Genomic DNA, 18,361 nt, shown 5'->3' on the forward strand with positions numbered 1-18,361 from the left:
TCGTAAGCGCCGGCAGTAACGGCAAAGGAGTCTTCCATGGGTTTCAATATCGGTCTCAGCGGCTTGCGCGCGGCCACCAGTGACCTCAACGTCACCGGTAACAACATCGCCAACGCCGGCACAGCGGGCTTCAAGCAGTCGCGGGCGGAATTCGCCGACGTATATGCCGCCTCGGTGCTTGGCAGCGGTTCCAACCCGCAGGGCAGCGGTGTGCTGCTGGGTGATGTGTCGCAGCTGTTCAACCAGGGCAACATCAACTACACGCAGAACTCCCTGGACTTGGCGATCAACGGCAACGGCTTCTTCCAGACCAGTAATAACGGCGAGATCAGCTACACCCGTGCCGGTTATTTCGGTACCGATCGCGACGGCTACATGGTCAACAACTTCGGCTATCGCCTGCAGGGCTATACCGTGGATGCCAATGGCAATTTGCAGAATGGTGTGGTGGATGACTTGCGCATCCAGACGGCCAGCCAGCAGCCGCAGGCCACTTCGTCGATTTCCCAGGTGTTCAACCTCAACTCGACCAATGTGCGTCCAGGCAATGCCGGTACCTCGGCGGCGCCAACCTTCGACCCGTCCGATCCACTGACCTACAACTCGTCCACCTCGCTGAACATCTATGACAGCCAGGGCAACTCCCACGTGATGACCCAGTACTTCGTCAAGGACGATGCCACTGCGGCCTCCGGCGGGCAGAATACCTGGGTCATGCATGTGCTGATCGATGGCCTCAATCCGCTCAACCCACAGGATGCGGCGAACACGCCGATGTCCTTCAACGTGGCGTTCGACACCTCGGGGCAGTTGAGCACTATTACTGACACCGTGGGGGGCACTGCGGGCACGGGTTATTCGATCGACCCGCTGACCAACGAAATCACCTTCCTGTCCGATACCACGGGTGCGGCGGGTGACGGCTGGATTCCGGCGACTGTCGATACAACCGGTGCTTCACCTACCGGCTTCGTCTGGAACGGTGCCCTGGGCAGTACCGACAACATCACCTTCGACCCGCGCGGCACGACGCAGAATGCCAGTGCCTTCTCCGTCAGCAGCGTCAGTCAGAACGGCTACACCACTGGCCAACTGTCTGGCCTTGAGATTGATGACACCGGTGTGATCTTCGCCCGCTACACCAACGGTCAGTCCACCGTGCAAGGGCAGGTGATACTGGCCAGCTTCGCCAACATGCAAGGGCTGACGCCGGTGGGCAAGACTGCCTGGGTGCAGTCCTTCGCCTCCGGCGAGCCGGTCATTGGCACACCGCGCACGGGCACCCTGGGCGCCCTGCAGTCCGGCGCTCTGGAAGACTCCAACGTTGAGCTGTCGGATCAGTTGGTCAACCTGATCGTGGCCCAGCGCAACTACCAGGCCAACGCCAAGACCATCGAGACCGAAAGCGCCATCACCCAGACCATCATCAACCTGCGTTGATCGAGGTGGCTCGGGCGACTGCTTGCCGCCAGCGGCAAGCAGTCGCCGTCCGTCTTCCATAGAGGCTCCTTCGGGAGTCTTTTTATTTTTATAATTCCTTTTATATCATATAGATACGATTGTTTTTCGAGTATGGCACGGCGTTTGCTGAATAGCTTGCAACAGAGTAGCGAGCGGCAAGCGCCGACCCTCGGAGAACACCATGGACAAGATGCTGTACGTCGCCATGACCGGTGCCAGCCAGAACACCCTGGCCCAGCGCGCCCACGCCAACAACCTGGCGAACATTTCCACCAATGGCTTTCAGCGCGACTTCGAGCAGGCCCGTTCCATGCCGGTGTTCGGCGAGAGCTACCCGGCGCGGGTGTACGCCATGAGCGAGCGTCCCGGCACCGACTTCACGCCGGGTTCCCTGCAGGAAACCGGGCGTGAGCTGGATGTGGCCGTCGATGGCCAGGGCTGGATCGCCGTGCAGTCTGTCGATGGCAGCGAAGCCTACATACGTACCGCCAGCCTGCAGATCGACGCCCTGGGCCAGCTGCGCACCGGCAATGGTTTGCCGGTGCTCGGCAATGGCGGGCCGATTGCCGTGCCGCCGGAGCAGAAGGTGGAGATCGGCCAGGACGGCACCATCAGCATCCGCGCCCTCGGCGAGGCGCCGAGCGTGATGGCCGAGGTTGACCGCATCAAGCTGGTCAAGCCGGATCTGCAGAACATGGAGAAGGGTACCGATGGCCTGATCCGCGTCAAGGACGCCACCCAGCCACAGCTGGCCGATGCCAACGTGCGCATGACGTCCGGTTTCCTCGAAGCGAGCAACGTCAATGCCGTGGAAGAGATGACGGCGATCCTCTCGCTGTCTCGCCAATTCGAACTGCACGTGAAGATGATGCGTACCGCCGAGGAAGGCGCTACCGCCATGGCACGGGTCATGCAACTCAGCTAATTACCAACGCGAAGTGCCGTAAAACCGGCACTCGAGGAGAACACTATGCTTCCGGCACTCTGGGTCAGCAAAACCGGCCTGTCCGCTCAGGACATGAACCTGACCACCATTTCCAACAACCTGGCGAACGTCTCGACCACCGGGTTCAAGCGTGATCGCGCCGAGTTCGAAGACCTGCTGTACCAGATCCGTCGTCAGCCCGGTGGCCAGTCCAGCCAGGACAGCGAGCTGCCTACCGGCCTGCAGCTGGGTACCGGTGTGCGCATCGCCGGCACGCAGAAGATCCATACCCAGGGCAGCCTGCAGACCACCGAGCAGCCGCTCGACATGGCCATCAATGGCCGTGGCTTCTTCCAGGTCCTGCTGCCGGATGGCACCGTGTCCTACAGCCGTGACGGCAGTTTCCACCTGGACGCCGATGGCCAGATTGTTACCAGCCAGGGCTTGGCCCTGGAGCCGGCCATCGTCCTGCCGGCCGAGGTGCAGACCTTTACCGTGGGTGAAGACGGCACGGTCTCGGTCACTACCTTCGGCAACCCGGCGGCGCAGGTGATCGGCAATATCCAGACTGCCGATTTCGTCAACCCGGCAGGCCTGCAGTCTATCGGCAACAACCTGTTCCTGGAGACCGCAGCGAGCGGCGCGCCGCAAGTCGGCACCCCAGGTCTGACTGGTCTCGGCGTAATGCTGCAGAACACCCTGGAAAACTCCAACGTCAGCGTGGTCGAGGAGTTGGTGAACATGATCACCACCCAACGCGCCTACGAGATGAACTCCAAGGTCATCTCCACTTCCGACCAAATGCTGTCCTTTATCACCCAGAACCTTTAACACGCGTTTCCGGGCCTGGCTCGGCAAGCGCCTAAAGCAACAAGAACGCCGTGAGGTAGTGGTTATGAACCGGCTGATGATTCTTCTTACCGTGCTGAGCGCCACCGCCCTGAGCGGCTGTGTGTCGCCACCACCGAAGCCGGACGATCCCTACTATGCCCCGGTGCTGCCACGTACCCCGTTGCCGGCTGCGCAGACCACTGGCGCGATCTACCAGGCGGGTTTCGAAACCAACCTGTATGACGACCGCAAGGCCTATCGCGTGGGCGACATCATCACCATCAGCCTCAGCGAACGGACCCAGGCGAGCAAGTCGGCCGGTTCGAAGATGGCCAAGGACAGCAGCACCAGCCTCGGGCTGACCTCTCTGTTTGGCGGCGGAGTGTCCGTGGATAACCCCGACAGCGGCCTGAATCCGCTCGATGCTGCCAGGCTCAGCCTGGATGCCAGCTATAGCGGCACCCGCGAGACTGAAGGCGACAGCGCCGCCGACCAGAGCAACAGCCTGTCCGGTTCGATCACCGTAACCGTCGCTGAAGTGCTGCCCAATGGCATCCTCGCCGTGCGTGGCGAGAAGTGGCTGACCTTGAACACCGGCGATGAACTGGTGCGCATTGCCGGCCTGATCCGCGCTGACGATATCGCCACCGACAACACCGTATCCTCGACCCGCGTGGCCAATGCCCGGATCACCTACTCAGGCACCGGCACCTTCGCCGATGCCAGCCAGCCGGGTTGGTTCGACCGTTTCTTCATGAACCCGCTGTTCCCGTTCTAACCAGGTAACCGATCATGAAGCGACTGATTTCCGCCCTCTGCCTGCTGCTTGCCGCCAGCGCCGTGCAGGCCGAACGCCTGAAGGACCTGGCCAGCATCCAGGGCGTGCGGAGCAACCAGCTGATCGGCTACGGCCTGGTGGTCGGCCTCAACGGTACGGGTGACCAGACCACGCAGACCCCGTTCACCCTGCAGACCTTCAATAACATGTTGGCGCAGTTCGGCATCAAGGTGCCGGCGGGTGGCGGCAACGTGCAGCTGAAGAACGTCGCGGCGGTGTCCATTCATGCCGAGCTGCCGCCGTTCGCCAAGCCGGGGCAGACCATCGACGTGACCATTTCCTCGATCGGCAACTCCAAGAGCCTGCGCGGCGGCAGCCTGCTGCTGGCGCCGCTGAAGGGCATCGACGGTAACGTCTATGCCGTGGCCCAGGGCAACCTGGTGGTCGGCGGCTTCGATGCCGGCGGTGCCGATGGCTCGCGCATTACTGTCAACGTTCCGTCCGCCGGGCGAATTCCGGCCGGTGCCACGGTGGAGCGGCCGGTGCCGAGTGGCTTCGAGCAGGGCAACAGCCTGACGCTCAACCTCAACCGCCCGGATTTCACCACGGCGAAGAATATCGTCGACCAGATCAACGGCCTGCTCGGCCCCGGCGTGGCCCAGGCCATCGATGGCGGCTCGATCCGCGTCAGTGCGCCGCTGGATCCCAACCAGCGCGTGGATTACCTGTCGGTGCTGGAAAACATCGAAGTCGAAGCAGGGCAGGCGGTGGCCAAGGTCATCATCAACTCGCGCACCGGCACCATCGTCATCGGCCAGAACGTACGCGTGCAGCCGGCGGCGGTGACTCATGGCAGCCTGACCGTGACCATCAGCGAAGACCCCATCGTCAGCCAGCCCGAGGCCTTCTCCGGCGGGCAAACGGCGGTAGTGCCGAACTCCAAGGTGGATGCCGTGCAGGAAGCCAAGCCGATGTTCAAGTTCGGCCCCGGTACCACCCTGGATGAAATTGTCCGTGCGGTGAACGAAGTCGGCGCCGCACCTTCCGACCTGATGGCCATCCTCGAGGCGCTCAAGCAAGCCGGCGCACTCCAGGCTGACCTGATCGTGATCTAAAGGAGGCGGCCATGGATTCCAAACTCGCAGCCGCCGGCCTGGTCAGCGGCAAGCCCTACGACAGTGGTGCCTACACCGACCTGAACCGGCTCAACCAGTTCAAGGTGGGTGGCGACAGCGACGGCAACATCAAGAAGGTGGCGCAGGAGTTCGAGTCGCTGTTCCTCAACGAGATGATGAAGGCCATGCGCTCGGCGAACGCGGTGTTCGCCGAAGGCAACTTCATGAACAGCAACGAGAGCAAGACCTACCAGGACATGCACGACCAGCAGTTGGCCGTGACCATGTCGAAAAGCGGTGGCGGTATCGGCCTGGCCGATGTGCTGGAGCGCCAGCTGTCGAAGATGAAAGGCGGCGACAAGGCGCGGCCGAATCCCTTCGCCCAGGTTGCCGAGCAGGCGTCTGCGAGCGCCACTGCGCAAGGTTTCAACAACGAGGCGGCAACGTCTGGGCGTGATGACACCTCAATGCTCAACCAGCGCCGCCTGAGCCTGCCGAGCAAGCTGACCGATCGCCTGCTGGCCGGTATCGTTCCGGCCAGCGGCGAGGCCGAGACGCAGCCTTTGGCGGGTGCCGACTGGCTGGTTGGGCAAAGCGGCAAGGTAGCCAAGGGCGAAGCGCTGAAGCTGGCCGACAGCGATGCCATCAGTGGCCGGCGCATCGCCCAGCCGCCGTTGGCACCGGGCAAGTCGGCGTTCCGTTCGGCCGAAGAGTTCATCGCCACCATGCTGCCGATGGCCGAAGAAGCCGCGCAGAAGATTGGTGTCGATGCCCGTTACCTGGTGGCCCAGGCTGCGCTGGAAACCGGCTGGGGCAAGTCGATCATCCGCCAGCAGGATGGCAGCAGCAGCCACAACCTGTTCGGCATCAAGGCCCATGGTGGTTGGCAGGGTGATTCGGCGCGGGTGCTGACCACCGAGTACAAGGGCGGTGAGGCGGTCAAGGAGGCGGCGTCGTTCCGTACCTATGAGTCGTTCCAGCACAGTTTCAACGACTACGTGAGCTTCCTGCAGAGTAATGGCCGTTATCAGGAGGCCCTGGCTTCTACGGACAACCCGGAAAGCTTCGTGCGCGAGCTGCAGGAGGCCGGTTATGCCACCGACCCGCAGTACGCCCGCAAGATTGCCCAGATCGCCCGCAAAATGCAGACCTATCAAGCTGTAGCTGCCGTCGACAGTTCGACCACAAGGACCTGAGGCTGAGTTATGGCTGACTTACTGAGTATTGGCCTGTCCGGGCTCTCGGCGAACAAGACTTCGCTGGCGGTCACCGGCCACAACATCACCAACGTCAATACGCCCGGGTTTTCCCGGCAGGACACCATCCAGGCCACGCGCGTCCCGCAGTTCAGTGGGGTGGGCTACATCGGTTCGGGTACCACGCTGGTCGACGTGCGGCGTATCTACAACGAGTTCCTCACCACCCAGGTGCGCACCAGCACGGCACTGAACAGCGATGTGAGTGCCTACCTGAGCCAGATCAACCAGCTCGATTCGCTGCTGGCCGGCAGCACCACTGGCATCACGCCGGGGCTGCAGAGGGTCTTCGCCGCACTGCAGACCGCGGCGGAAGACCCAGCCAACATCCCGGCGCGGCAGTTGGTACTGTCCGAGTCCGAAGGCCTGGCCAAGCGTTTCAACACGATCTACGACCGCCTGTATGAGCAGAACGCGTTCATCAACAAACAGCTTGAGGCGGTGACCGATCAGGTCAACCAGCTGGCCACCTCGATTGCCGGCTACAACGATGCCATCGCCGTCGCAGGCGCCAATGGCCAGCAGCCGAATGACCTGCTGGATGCCCGCGAAGAGGCGGTGCGCCAGCTGTCCGAGTTCATCGGCGTCACCGTGGTGCCGCAGGATGACAATACCTACAACCTGTTCATCGGCTCCGGCCAACCGCTGGTGGTGGGTTCCACGGCTGCGCAGCTGGCCGTGGTGCAAGGGCAGGCGGACCCTCTGCGCAGCGAAGTCGAGTTCGTCAGTGGCAACTCGCGCCAGGGCATCACCTCGTTGATCACCGGTGGTGAAATGGGTGGGCTGATTCGCTACCGCGAAGACGTGCTCGACGAGACTCTGAACTCGGTGGGGCGCCTGGCGCTGTCGGTTGCCGACCAGATCAATACCCAGCTGGGGCAGGGGCTCGATCTCAAGGGCAACTTTGGCGAGCCGCTGTTTCGCGATATCAATGACCCGACCCTGTTGACCCAGCGCAGCCTGGCGCGGGTTGGCAACAGCGATGGCACGGCCAACCTGAACGTGTTTATCGAGGACACCACGACGCTGACCACCAGCGATTATGAAGTGGAGTTCACCAGTGCCACCGAGTACACGGTACGGCGCATCTCCGATGGTCAGATGGTTTCTGCCCTGTATGACGACGATGCCGATCCGGATACTCCGCTGGTGGCGGCACCGGCGCCCTATGACATCACCAGTGCCACGCCGTTGATCTTCGATGGCTTCTCGATGAATGTGGCAGCCGGCACCTTCGCGGCCGGTGATCGCTTTCGCATCATGCCGACCCGCAACGAAGGCAGCTACATTCGCTCCGACCTGACCAACCCCCAGGAATTGGCGTTCGCCTCGCCGCTGAAGGCGGAAACCAGCCCGGCCAATATCGGCAATGGCACCATCACCCAGCCCAGCCTGATCACCCAAATCGATATCTATGATCCGGTGGCCCAGGCCGCCCTGGAAAACAGCCTGCGTACCGCGCCGCCGCTGCGTATCGTGTTCACCTCGGCGACCGATTATGAAGTCTATGACTCTGCAGGACCACTGGTCCCACCCGTGACCAACACCATCGTGCCGGGGCAGAACAACACCCAGCAGATTACCGCCGGTATCGCGCCGGATGACTTCACTTTCGAGTTCACCATCAGCGGTCGTCCGGAGACGGGTGACAACTTCACCATCTCGTTCAACACCAATGGCGTATCCGACAACCGCAATGCGCTGAAACTGGCGGATCTGCAGAACAAGACGACCGTCGGTATCGATCCGAACTTCCCCAACACCACCGGTACGAGTTTTACTGATACCTATGGTGATCTGGTCGAACGGGTCGGCACCCTGACCAGCCAGGCGCGGGTCGATGGTGAGGCGACTAGCTCGATCCTCAAGCAGGCGACCGACAACCGCGATTCGGTATCGGCGGTGAACCTGGATGAAGAGGCAGCCAAGCTGATTCAATTCGAACAGTACTACCAGGCTTCGGCGCAGATCATTCAAGTTGCGCGATCCTTGTTCGATACCCTTATCAACACCTTCTAAAGCCGGACAGCCACCATGGTCATGCGTATCTCTTCCATCCAGGCTTTCAATAACGGTGTCAGCGGCATTGGTCGCAACTATTCCAATGTCATCCGCACTCAGGAGCAGATCAGCAGCGGCAAGCGCATCCTGACTCCGGCGGACGACCCGGTGGCTTCGGTGCGCCTGTTGCAGTTGCAGCAGCAACAGTCGTTGCTCGGGCAGTACAAGGAAAACCTGACCGCCGCCAAGAACAGCCTGACCCAGGAAGAGACCACGCTCAACTCGGTCAATACGGTGCTGCAGCGTATCCGCGAGCTGGCCGTGCAGGCCGGTGGCGGCGCGCTGTCTGCCGATGACCGCAAATCGATCGCCAAGGAACTGGAAGAGCGCGAGGGTGAACTGCTCAACCTGATGAACAGCCGTGATGCCCGGGGTGAGTACCTGTTTGCCGGTTTCCTCGGCAAGACCGAGCCTTTCGTGCGCAATCCGGATGGCACCTACTCGTATTTCGGTGACGAAGGCCAGCGCAGCCTGCAGGTGGCCAGTTCGACCACAGTGGCGATCAACGACAACGGCAAGCGCCTGTTCGAGGATGTGACCAACGCCAACCGTGTGTTGAATACCGGTGGCATCGACAATGCCGCTCTGGCGGGCCAGGTGCCGCCATTGCCGGCGACGACCATTCCGCCGGTAGCCAGTGCCGATCAGCGCGTCTTCATGTCGACGGGGCTGGTTAATGATAACGATGCCTTCAACAGCACCTTCCGGGCGGGCGAGCCTTATTCCCTGGCCTTTGTCAGCGGTAGCGAGTTCCGTATCTATGATGCCGCCGGGGCGGATGTGACCTCGGAGATTACCGGTGGTGGGGTGATCGACCCGTTGGCCAATGGCGGCAACGTGATCAACTTCCGTGGCATGCGCTTCCAACTGGACGTGGTGCTGCAGGAGGGCGATAACGAACAGGATCTGGATAACCTCCTGGCGGATATTCAGCCGCCCGCCGTGGCAGGCTCTCCGGGCATCGGTACGCACAGTTTCACCTTGGAGTCGGCGCCCACCGAGTTCGCTGTGACACGCGCCTCGACCAACCCGTCGACGGCCGTGATCAGCGGCGGCACCATCACCGACCAGACCGTCTTCAACTCGCAGTTCCCGACCTCGGGCGTGGTGTTGCGCTTTACCAACGCAACAGACTATGACGTGTATGCCCAGCCAGTCGGGCCGAGCAGCGTGCCGATTATTACTGGCGCCAGTGCACCACCCGCACCGTCCACTTTTACCGTCCTGGGTGTGGACTTCAATCTGAGCGCACCTGCTGCTGCCGGTGATGAGTTCGGTGTGAAGCCGCAGTTCCAGGAGCAGCGCAGCATCCTCAACAGCATTTCGCGCCTGCGCCAGGCGCTGGAGTCGTCACCGACCACCACGGTTGGCAACCTGGCGATTCGCGACGAAGTGGCCATTGCCTTGACCAACCTGGACAACGGCATCGGCCAGGTCCTGGAAGTGCAGACCGAGATCGGCGCCCGCCTGAATCTGGTTGACTCCACCGAGGTCGACAATGAAGACGTCACCCTGGTCAACAAGGCGGTCCAGGCCGAGCTGAGCGAGTTGGACTATGCCGAGGCGCTGTCCCGGCTGTCCTTCCAGACCGTGATTCTGGAAGCCGCACAGCAAAGCTATGTGAAGATCGCCGGGCTCAACCTGTTCAGTCAGTTGCGCTGATCGCTCTCTGCAAACGCATGGCCGTTATCGTCTTGCCTGGCCCTCGGGCAGGCCCGGCGATTTTTCCGTTTCTTCTGGCGTGTTAATTGCTAACTTGCTCAGACGATGCTGAAAAATTGACGGAAGCAGGCATGGCAGTTGATACCGAGTGGCTGGTTGAGTTCTTCCGCGGGCAGGCGCGCCTGGGCTTTGACGAGGGTGATTACACGCGCACGCGCAACAGTTGCCGCGAGGTGCTGGAGTATGTGCCGGAAGACGCCCCCTCTTGGGCGCTGCTGGGCGAGGCGGCCCTGGCCAGTCGTGATCCTGTCACGGCACTGCGGGCGTTTGACCATCTGGTCGATCTCGAGCCCGACAATCCCGAACATGCGATGAAGCTTGGTCAGGCTTGCCTGCAGGCGCAGGACTGGCCGGCTGCTGTTACCGCCTTCAATCAGGTTCTCAAACTGCAGCCCGAGCATGCCGGGGCGAACGAAGCGCTGGCGCTGATTGCGCAACTGCAAGAACGCCTGAATATCCTCGGACAACTGCCGGCGAATCAGCCGGGGCGCAATGATCCCTGTCCCTGTGGTAGCGGCCTGAAATACAAGAAGTGCTGCCTGGAAAAAAGCTCGCAAACCCTGATTCTGCAGCGCTTCGAGCAGGCGTTCGCCGCCGAAGAGTGGCAGCAGGTGGTGTCCCTGGGCGAAGAGTTGCGCGGCACCTCGCCGCAGACCCGTCGGGCCACGGCCCTGGCCCGTTACCAGTTGAGCCAGCGCGAGCCGGCCTATCCGCTGGTCAAGGCGGCTTACCGCGAATGGCCGGATGATCTGGAGCTGCGCGCGGCGTTGGCCGATCTCGAGCTCGATCATGATGTGGCGAAGGCAAAACGCTTGGCCGAGGCTACTCTGGCGGCCGATCCACGGCAGTGGCGGGCCAGCCTGGTGTTGGCTGCCGTGCATTCCCGTCAGGGTTCGCCTGCACAGTCCGAAAAGACTTTGCGCGAACTGTTGCAGCACAACCCGGATTGCACCTTGGCCTGGCAGCGTTTGAGCAACTTCCTGCGCAAGAACCAGCGTCTCGATGATGATCTGGAAACCATGGGTGAGTGGACCGAGCGCTGTCCGGACAACGCGGATGCCTGGTGCCATCGCGGCATGTCGGCGGTGATGATGCAGCAGTTCAAGGCCGGGCGTGAGTACCTGGATCGGGCGCTGCTGCTGGAGCCGGATCATCATGAAGCGCTGTGCTGGATCGGTCAGTCCTATCAGCAGGAGCAAGACCCGCACAAGGCTCTGGAATACCTGATGCGTGGCTTGCAGCTCAAGCCCGATTATCAAGCGGGCTGGAACATGCTCGGCGGGGTGTACCAGTCGGTTGGGCGCCAGCATGAGTCGGAGGGTTGCTTCATGCGCGCCCTGGCCATTTCGCCGTTACAGGCCCTGGCCTGGAACAACCTGGCCAATACCTACCTGGACTGGCGCGCGCTGGAGGAAGCCGAGAAGGTCATGCACGTGGCGCTGGAACTCAATCCCGGCGATCCCAGCCTGTGGAACAACCTGGGCAACATTCTCAGTTCCGACAAGCGTCTGAAGGAAGCCCTGGTCGCCTATCGTAAGACCCAGGAGCTGATGCCGGGCTATGAGCCGGTACTGATCAATCTGGCAGGTGTCGAATCGCATTTCGGCAACCTCGACCGTGCCATCGCCCTGTTGCGCCAGGTGCTCGACTTGCCGGGGGCGCGCACCAATCTGCTGTTCTTCGCCAACTACCATCCGGACTGGAGTGGCGAGCAGGTGTATGCGCTGTACCGCGAGGTCACTAGCCGCTATCCGGCCCGACAGTATTTCCACTACGACAACCCGCGTACCACGAAGCGCCGCCTGCGTATCGGCTATGTATCGCCAGATTTCCGTCACCACGTCTGTGCGATTTTCATCGAGCCGCTGCTCAGCCATCACGATCACGAGCAGGTCGAGGTGTTCGCTTACTCGCTGGTGCGCCGTGAAGATGCGATGACCGAACGTTTCATCGGCCATGTCGACCACTGGCGCCACTGCGTCGGGCTGAGTGACCAGGCGATCGCCGAGCGCATACGTGAGGACGGCATCGATATTCTCGTCGACCTGGCCGGGCATACCGGCAACAGTCGCCTGCAGGTGTTTGCTCTGAAACCGGCGCCGGTACAGATCAGCTGGTGGATGGGCTTCGCCTTCGGCACGGGCCTGGAGCAGGTGGACTACTTCCTCGCCGACGAGCAGATGCTGCCGGTTGGCTGCGAATCATCCTTCGCCGAAAGCCTCTGGCGCATGCCAGCGCCCGCCGTGGCCTATGTGCCGCCGGAGCGCATGCAGGTCGAGATCAGCGCGTTACCGGCGCTGAGCAACGGCTATATCACCTTCGGCAGTCTGACTCGCCCGGTGCGCCTGAACTATAAGGTCATCGAGGTCTGGTCCGTGTTGCTCAAGCGCGTGCCGAACTCGCGCTTGCTGCTCGACAGCAGTGCCTTTACGGACGAAAGTTTGCGCGAGCATTACTTCGCCCTGTTTGCTCAGCAAGGTATCGCCGCCGAGCGCCTGCTGATCGGCTATACCTCGCCCGCCACTGAGGCGCTGGCGCAGATGGATATCGCCCTGGACTGCTTCCCGCACAACTCCGGCACCACCTTGTATGAAAGCCTGTACATGGGCCTGCCGGTGGTCAGCCTGCGTGATCGCCCTTCCATGGGTCGCGTCGGCGCGCTGATTCTGCATGGTATGGGGCGTGACGAGTGGATTGCCGACACGGTGCAGGAGTACCTCGACAAACTGGTGGCGCTGGCCAACGATGTGCCGGCGCTGGCGAAGATCCGCGCCGGGCTGCGTGATGAGATGCTGGCCTCTAAACTCTGCGATGCGGTGGATTTCACCCGGCGCATGGAGGAAACCTACCGGCAGATGTGGCAACGCTATTGCGAACAAGGAGAACAATAATGAAAGCGGTGATTCTGGCCGGTGGCCTCGGGACGCGGATCAGCGAGGAATCGCACCTCAAGCCCAAGCCGATGATCGAGATCGGTGGCAAACCGATCCTCTGGCACATCATGAAGCAGTACTCGGCCCACGGTATCCAGGACTTCGTCATCTGCCTGGGCTACAAGGGCTATGCGATCAAGGACTTCTTTGCCAACTACTTCCTGCACACCTCGGATGTCACTTTCGACATGCGCAGCAACCAGATGGAAGTGCACCAGAACTACAGCGAGCCATGGCGGGTGACCCTGGTGGACACCGGTGAGGAAACCATGACCGGTGGCCGCTTGCGCCGCGTCGGGCGTTTTCTGGAAGAGGATGAGGCGTTCTGTTTCACCTATGGCGATGGTGTTTCCGACCTCAATATCAGTGCCCTGGTGGCCTTTCACAAAGAGCATGGCAAATTTGCCACCGTCACCGCGGTGCAGCCGCCGGGGCGTTACGGTGCGCTGGCGCGCGAAGGTGACCAGGTCACCGGTTTTGTTGAGAAGCCACGTGGCGATGGCGGCTGGATCAATGGCGGCTTCTTCGTTCTGTCGCCCAAGGTGCTGCCCTATATCGACAAGGATACGACTACCTGGGAAGCCGAGCCGTTGGATCAGCTCGCCAGCGAAGGCCAACTGATGGCCTATCAGCACGAAGGCTTCTGGCACCCGATGGACACCCTGCGCGACAAGAACTACCTCGAGCAACTGTGGCAGAGCGGGGAGGCGCCGTGGAAGCAGTGGAACTGAGCCAGGCCTTCTGGCAGGGCAAGCGCGTTCTGCTGACCGGTCATACCGGCTTCAAGGGTGGCTGGCTGGCGCTCTGGTTGCAAAGCTGGGGCGCCAAGGTCAGTGGTTTCGCCCTGGCGCCGTCGACCCAGCCGAGCCTATTCGAGCTGGCGCGGGTGGGTGAGGGCATCGACAGCCATATCGGCGACTTGCGCGATCTGGCCGAACTGCAACGGGTGATGGCTGAAGTGCGCCCCGAGATCATCCTGCACCTGGCGGCGCAGCCGCTGGTGCGCGAGGGTTATCGCGATCCGCTGGGTACCTACGCCAGCAACGTCATGGGCACCCTGCATCTGCTCGAAGCCATGCGCCAGGTCGGCGGTGTGCGCGCCTGTGTGGTGGTCACCACCGACAAGGTCTACGCCAATCACGAGTGGGCCTGGCCCTATCGGGAAAACGAGGCCCTGGGTGGCCATGATCCCTACAGCAGCAGCAAGGCCTGTTGCGAGCTGGTGGCGCAGTCTTTTGCCGCCTCCTATTTCCCGGTGGCGCGTCACGCCGAGCACGGCCTGGCCATGGCCACCGCGCGCGCCGGCAATGTGTTGGGCGGTGGTGATTTCGCTGCCGATCGCCTGGTGCCGGATGTGCTGGCAGCCTGGTCGCGTGGCGAGCCGGTGACCCTGCGTTACCCGCAGGCCGTGCGCCCCTGGCAGCATGCCCTTGAGCCACTGACGGGCTATCTGCAATTGGCCCAGGGCCTGTATGAGCAGGGCCCGGCCGTGGCCGGTGCGTGGAACTTCGGCCCGGCCGATGCCGATACCTGCAATGTCGGCGACGTGGTCGGACGCATGGCGGCGCGCTGGCCGCAGGCACCGGGCCTGATTATCGAACAGAGTGAACTGCACGAGGCCGGCCTGCTGCGCCTGGACAGTAGCCGTGCCCGCCAGTTGTTGGGCTGGCTGCCACGCTGGTCGCTGGATGACTGCCTGCAGCAGACCCTTGACTGGCACCAGGCCTGGCAGCGCGGCGAAGACATGCGCGCGGTGAGCCTGGCGCAGCTGGCCGGCTACTGGGGGGCGGCATGAGCGATTTGCACCTGCGTGAGCTGCCGCTGGCCGGGCTGTTCAGCCTGCAGCACAAGGTGCACGAGGACGAGCGCGGGCGTTTCGCTCGGCTGTTCTGCGAGGGCAGCCTGCAGGCCTTCGGCCAGCCGCTGCATATCCGCCAGATCAACCACTCGCGCACCGCTCAGCGTGGCACGGTGCGCGGGCTGCATTTCCAGTATCCGCCGCAGGCCGAAAGCAAGCTGATCACCTGCCTGCGTGGGGCGGTGTGGGATGTGGCGGTGGATGTGCGCCAGGGCTCGCCGACTTTTCTCTGCTGGCACGCCGAGCGCCTGGAGGCGGGCGATGGTCGCAGCTTGCTGCTGCCCGCCGGATTCGCCCATGGCTTCCAGGCTCTCAGCGATGATGCCGAACTGCTCTACCTGCACAGTGCCGATTACACCCCGGGCTACGAGGGGGGCTTGTCCGTCAGTGATCCGCGCCTGGCCATCGACTGGCCGCTGCCAGTGCAGGGCCTGTCGGCGCGCGATGCCGGCCATCCCTTGCTGGGCGAAGATTTCCAAGGAGTACGTCTATGAACTGCCGAGGCTGTGGTGCGCACCTGCACCTGCCGTTGATCGACCTGGGCACCGCGCCGCCATCGAACGCCTATGTCACTAGCGAACAGCTGAACCAGGCCGAGCAGTGGGTGCCGCTGCGGGTGCTGGTGTGTGATGGCTGCTGGCTGGTGCAGACCGAGGACTATCGGGCTGCAGACAGTCTGTTTGATGCCGATTACGCCTATTTCAGCTCTTTCTCCAGCAGCTGGCTCAAGCATGCCGAGCGCTACGTGGCGCAGATGGTCGAGCGCTTCGGGCTGACGGCGCAGAGCCGGGTGGTGGAGATTGCTGCCAACGATGGCTACCTCCTGCAATACGTGGCGCAGCGCGGCATTGCCTGCCTGGGCATCGAGCCCACGGCCAGCACGGCCAAGGCAGCGCGGGAGAAGGGCCTGGAGATCCGCGAGCTGTTCTTCGGTGAAACCGTGGCGGCGGGTCTGGTCGCGGACGGCTGGAGCGCCGACCTGATGGCGGCCAATAACGTGCTGGCCCATGTGCCGGACATCAACGACTTCCTCAAGGGCTTCGCCACCCTGCTCAAGGGCGATGGCGTGGCCACGTTCGAGTTCCCCCATCTGCTGCGGCTGATGGCCGAGGACCAGTTCGACACGCTTTACCACGAGCATTATTCCTACCTCTCGCTGACCGCCGTGCAGAACCTCTGCGTGCGCAATGGCCTGGCCATCTTCGATGTCGAGGAGTTGCCGACTCACGGTGGGTCGTTGCGTGTTTTCGTGCAGCGGGTAGGCGCTGGCCGCGCTGTTGCCCCGGCGGTCGCCGAGTTGCTGGCGCGGGAGGAGGCGAGCGGGGTGCGTACCGCGGCGTTCTACGCCAGCCTGGCGCCAGCGGCCGAACGCATCAAGCACGAGCTATTGCGCTTCCTGCTGCAGGCCAAGGCCGACGGCAAGAAAGTGGTGGGTTACGGCGCCGCAGCCAAGGGCAACACCTTGCTCAATTACGCTGGCGTGCGTGGCGACTTACTGGCCTGGGTGGCCGATGCCAACCCGCACAAGCAGGGCAAGTTTTTGCCTGGTAGCCGCATTCCGATCGTCGAGCCGGCGCGTATTGCGACCGAGCAGCCGGACTATGTGCTGGTGCTGCCGTGGAACCTGCTGAGCGAGGTGAGGGAGCAGCAGGCTGTAGTCAGTTCATGGGGTGGCCGCTTCGTGGTGGCCGTGCCGAAGTTGCGCCAGCTTGATGTTCAGTGCAGCGCTGAGTCTTAAGGAGGGGAAGTCATGGCTAACTATATTACGGACATGTTTTACGGCGTCGGCAATAAAGAGCGCTTCGTTGATGGTGTTTCAAATGCACTTAATACCTTGCAAGCAGATGGTATTTTTGCCGGTGACAATCTCATAACCTGGAACAGGAATATGGGTTTTTTGCGGGACGATAAATTCGTCGCCGCGATTAATAACAACGATCCTGACTCGCAGGAAAAGTCCCTTGTCTGGCGGTTGCACACCTTGTGCTGGGCTGCCCGGCAATGCAGCCGGCTGGAGGGTGATTTTGTAGAGGCTGGGGTTTATAAGGGCTTCACTGTCAAGGTGCTCTGTGATTACCTGGGCTTCAATGACATGGCGCGTGATTATTATCTGTACGATGTTTTCTATCACACGCCCGATATGAAGCATCATGCTTTGTCGAGTCACAGCGATCAGCTCTATACGCAGGTCTGCGAGCGTTTGCGCGATTATCCGCGGGTCAAGGTGGTGCAAGGCCTTGTGCCCGATTCCTTTGTGAAGGGGATGCCGGAAAAAATCGCATTCATGCATATCGATATGAATAATGCGGATGCAGAAGTGGCGGTTCTTGATCAGCTTTATGAGCGTCTGGTGCCCGGCGGCATGATAATTTTCGATGACTATGGCTGGTTGTGGTACGGGGCTCAGCAACATGCTGAAGATGCATGGCTCAGTCAGCGACACTATGAGCGCATATTAGAGCTGCCTACCGGTCAAGGCCTGCTGGTAAAGCTCTGAACATGTCGAGTTCTTCCAGGCGTGTTCTGGTGACGGGGGCCGGTGGTTTTATTGGTCGCCATGTGCTCAGTCAATTGCATGAGGCTGGCTGGGCAGTGCATGCCGTTTATAGCCAGAGCCATACCTACGCGGTAGGCCATGAACACATCACCCATCATGCAGTGAACTTGCTGTTGCCTGGGGCTACTGAGTCTTTGTGTAAAACGGTCAGGCCGCAGTGTTTATTGCATCTGGCTTGGTGCGCCAAGCCCGGTGGATATTGGACCTCGCCGGAAAATCTGAGCTGGGTGCGGGCCACCGTGGAGTTGCTGGAAGCCTTCCAGCAGCATGGCGGCGAACAGGCTGTACTGGTGGGCAGTTGCGCGGAATACGACTGGTCTGGTGAGGGGGTGTGTCGTGAATACGAAACGCCGACCAAGCCAGCAACCCCCTACGGGCGTAGCAAGAATGCTACCCGGGAGCTGGCCGAGTTGTTCGGCGAGTTGCATGACATACCAGTGGCCTGGGCGCGTATCTTCCATGCCTATGGCCCGTATGAAGCGCCGGCGCGTTTGGTGCCTGCGGTAATCGGTGCGCTGCTCAAAGGCGAGCCGGCGCGTTGCTCGCATGGCGAGCAACTGCGTGATCTGCTGCATGTGGCGGATGTGGCCGCAGCGTTGGTCCAGTTGCTGCGTGTCGATGCCCAGGGCGCATTTAATATCGGCAGCGGACAGCCGACACGCCTGCGCGAGGTCATCGAGTACCTGGCCAGGCAATTGGATGCCGAACACCTGCTGCAATTCGGGGTTGTGCCTGTAGCGGCCAACGACCCCCCGTTGCTGATCGCCGACAACCAGCGCCTGCTGGCGACCGGCTGGCAGCCGCGATTCGATCTACACAGTGGTTTGAATGATGCCCTGGCCTGGTGGCGTGGGCAGATTTAAT

General features: G+C 61.9%; 15 protein-coding genes. All 15 read left to right on the forward strand.

Annotation, left to right across the window (positions count from 1 at the left end; translation table 11 throughout):
* Window positions 1-36 precede the first annotated feature (36 nt).
* Window positions 37-1,440, forward strand: a complete 1,404-nt coding sequence (gene flgE / locus LRS11_RS15120) for a flagellar hook protein FlgE (protein WP_260493750.1) — start codon at window positions 37-39, stop codon at window positions 1,438-1,440.
* A gap of 202 nt (window positions 1,441-1,642) precedes the next feature.
* On the forward strand, window positions 1,643-2,386 hold the full coding sequence (locus LRS11_RS15125; protein ID WP_260493751.1) for a flagellar basal body rod protein FlgF: 744 nt from the start codon (window positions 1,643-1,645) through the stop codon (window positions 2,384-2,386).
* Between the two features lie 45 nt (window positions 2,387-2,431).
* Entirely contained in the window at window positions 2,432-3,217 is a 786-nt protein-coding gene (flgG, locus tag LRS11_RS15130) for a flagellar basal-body rod protein FlgG (protein ID WP_173205856.1), read from the forward strand.
* Window positions 3,218-3,281: 64 nt separating this feature from the next.
* Complete coding sequence (gene flgH, locus LRS11_RS15135; protein ID WP_260493752.1) at window positions 3,282-3,995, forward strand: flagellar basal body L-ring protein FlgH; 714 nt, start codon at window positions 3,282-3,284, stop codon at window positions 3,993-3,995.
* A gap of 14 nt (window positions 3,996-4,009) precedes the next feature.
* Window positions 4,010-5,110 carry a flagellar basal body P-ring protein FlgI gene (locus tag LRS11_RS15140; protein WP_260493753.1) on the forward strand — a complete coding sequence of 367 codons (1,101 nt, stop codon included), beginning with the start codon at window positions 4,010-4,012 and terminating at the stop codon, window positions 5,108-5,110.
* Window positions 5,111-5,121: 11 nt separating this feature from the next.
* Window positions 5,122-6,306: a flagellar assembly peptidoglycan hydrolase FlgJ gene (flgJ, locus tag LRS11_RS15145; RefSeq protein ID WP_260493754.1), complete on the forward strand. Its 1,185-nt coding sequence runs from the start codon at window positions 5,122-5,124 to the stop codon at window positions 6,304-6,306.
* A 9-nt stretch (window positions 6,307-6,315) separates the two neighbouring features.
* Window positions 6,316-8,385 (forward strand): flagellar hook-associated protein FlgK, encoded by a 2,070-nt coding sequence (gene flgK, locus LRS11_RS15150; RefSeq protein ID WP_260493755.1) that lies wholly within the window; start codon window positions 6,316-6,318, stop codon window positions 8,383-8,385.
* A gap of 21 nt (window positions 8,386-8,406) precedes the next feature.
* The gene (locus tag LRS11_RS15155) at window positions 8,407-10,089 is read left to right on the forward strand and encodes a flagellar hook-associated protein 3 (protein WP_260493756.1); all 1,683 of its coding nucleotides are present in this window, start codon (window positions 8,407-8,409) and stop codon (window positions 10,087-10,089) included.
* 131 nt (window positions 10,090-10,220) lie between these two features.
* Window positions 10,221-13,040, forward strand: a complete 2,820-nt coding sequence (locus tag LRS11_RS15160) for a tetratricopeptide repeat protein (RefSeq protein WP_260493757.1) — start codon at window positions 10,221-10,223, stop codon at window positions 13,038-13,040.
* Window positions 13,040-13,813 (forward strand): glucose-1-phosphate cytidylyltransferase, encoded by a 774-nt coding sequence (gene rfbF / locus LRS11_RS15165; RefSeq protein WP_260493758.1) that lies wholly within the window; start codon window positions 13,040-13,042, stop codon window positions 13,811-13,813. Before LRS11_RS15160 ends, rfbF begins: the two co-directional genes overlap by 1 nt.
* Window positions 13,795-14,877, forward strand: a complete 1,083-nt coding sequence (rfbG, locus tag LRS11_RS15170) for a CDP-glucose 4,6-dehydratase (protein WP_260493759.1) — start codon at window positions 13,795-13,797, stop codon at window positions 14,875-14,877. The genes rfbF and rfbG overlap by 19 nt, the downstream gene beginning before the upstream one ends.
* Entirely contained in the window at window positions 14,874-15,434 is a 561-nt protein-coding gene (locus tag LRS11_RS15175; protein WP_260493760.1) for a dTDP-4-dehydrorhamnose 3,5-epimerase family protein, read from the forward strand. The genes rfbG and LRS11_RS15175 overlap by 4 nt, the downstream gene beginning before the upstream one ends.
* On the forward strand, window positions 15,431-16,678 hold the full coding sequence (locus tag LRS11_RS15180) for a class I SAM-dependent methyltransferase (RefSeq protein ID WP_260493761.1): 1,248 nt from the start codon (window positions 15,431-15,433) through the stop codon (window positions 16,676-16,678). Before LRS11_RS15175 ends, LRS11_RS15180 begins: the two co-directional genes overlap by 4 nt.
* A gap of 12 nt (window positions 16,679-16,690) precedes the next feature.
* Window positions 16,691-17,437 carry a TylF/MycF family methyltransferase gene (locus LRS11_RS15185; RefSeq protein ID WP_260493762.1) on the forward strand — a complete coding sequence of 249 codons (747 nt, stop codon included), beginning with the start codon at window positions 16,691-16,693 and terminating at the stop codon, window positions 17,435-17,437.
* A 2-nt stretch (window positions 17,438-17,439) separates the two neighbouring features.
* Window positions 17,440-18,360: an NAD-dependent epimerase/dehydratase family protein gene (locus LRS11_RS15190; protein ID WP_260493763.1), complete on the forward strand. Its 921-nt coding sequence runs from the start codon at window positions 17,440-17,442 to the stop codon at window positions 18,358-18,360.
* The last annotated feature ends 1 nt before the right edge of the window (window position 18,361 follow it).

This window comes from Pseudomonas sp. J452, from assembly GCF_024666525.1.
In the GTDB taxonomy this organism is placed as follows: Bacteria; Pseudomonadota; Gammaproteobacteria; order Pseudomonadales; family Pseudomonadaceae; genus Aquipseudomonas.

Excerpts from the sequence above, each read along its gene's own strand:
- LRS11_RS15180 (WP_260493761.1), top strand. The coding sequence starts at position 15,431 with ATGAACTGCCGAGGCTGTGGTGCGCACCTGCACCTGCCGTTGATCGAC.
- LRS11_RS15190 (WP_260493763.1), top strand. The coding sequence starts at position 17,440 with ATGTCGAGTTCTTCCAGGCGTGTTCTGGTGACGGGGGCCGGTGGTTTT.
- LRS11_RS15155 (WP_260493756.1), top strand. The coding sequence starts at position 8,407 with ATGCGTATCTCTTCCATCCAGGCTTTCAATAACGGTGTCAGCGGCATT.
- rfbF (WP_260493758.1), top strand. The coding sequence starts at position 13,040 with ATGAAAGCGGTGATTCTGGCCGGTGGCCTCGGGACGCGGATCAGCGAG.
- flgH (WP_260493752.1), top strand. The coding sequence starts at position 3,282 with ATGAACCGGCTGATGATTCTTCTTACCGTGCTGAGCGCCACCGCCCTG.
- flgG (WP_173205856.1), top strand. The coding sequence starts at position 2,432 with ATGCTTCCGGCACTCTGGGTCAGCAAAACCGGCCTGTCCGCTCAGGAC.
- LRS11_RS15185 (WP_260493762.1), top strand. The coding sequence starts at position 16,691 with ATGGCTAACTATATTACGGACATGTTTTACGGCGTCGGCAATAAAGAG.
- LRS11_RS15175 (WP_260493760.1), top strand. The coding sequence starts at position 14,874 with ATGAGCGATTTGCACCTGCGTGAGCTGCCGCTGGCCGGGCTGTTCAGC.
- LRS11_RS15160 (WP_260493757.1), top strand. The coding sequence starts at position 10,221 with ATGGCAGTTGATACCGAGTGGCTGGTTGAGTTCTTCCGCGGGCAGGCG.
- LRS11_RS15125 (WP_260493751.1), top strand. The coding sequence starts at position 1,643 with ATGGACAAGATGCTGTACGTCGCCATGACCGGTGCCAGCCAGAACACC.
- flgJ (WP_260493754.1), top strand. The coding sequence starts at position 5,122 with ATGGATTCCAAACTCGCAGCCGCCGGCCTGGTCAGCGGCAAGCCCTAC.
- flgK (WP_260493755.1), top strand. The coding sequence starts at position 6,316 with ATGGCTGACTTACTGAGTATTGGCCTGTCCGGGCTCTCGGCGAACAAG.
- flgE (WP_260493750.1), top strand. The coding sequence starts at position 37 with ATGGGTTTCAATATCGGTCTCAGCGGCTTGCGCGCGGCCACCAGTGAC.
- LRS11_RS15140 (WP_260493753.1), top strand. The coding sequence starts at position 4,010 with ATGAAGCGACTGATTTCCGCCCTCTGCCTGCTGCTTGCCGCCAGCGCC.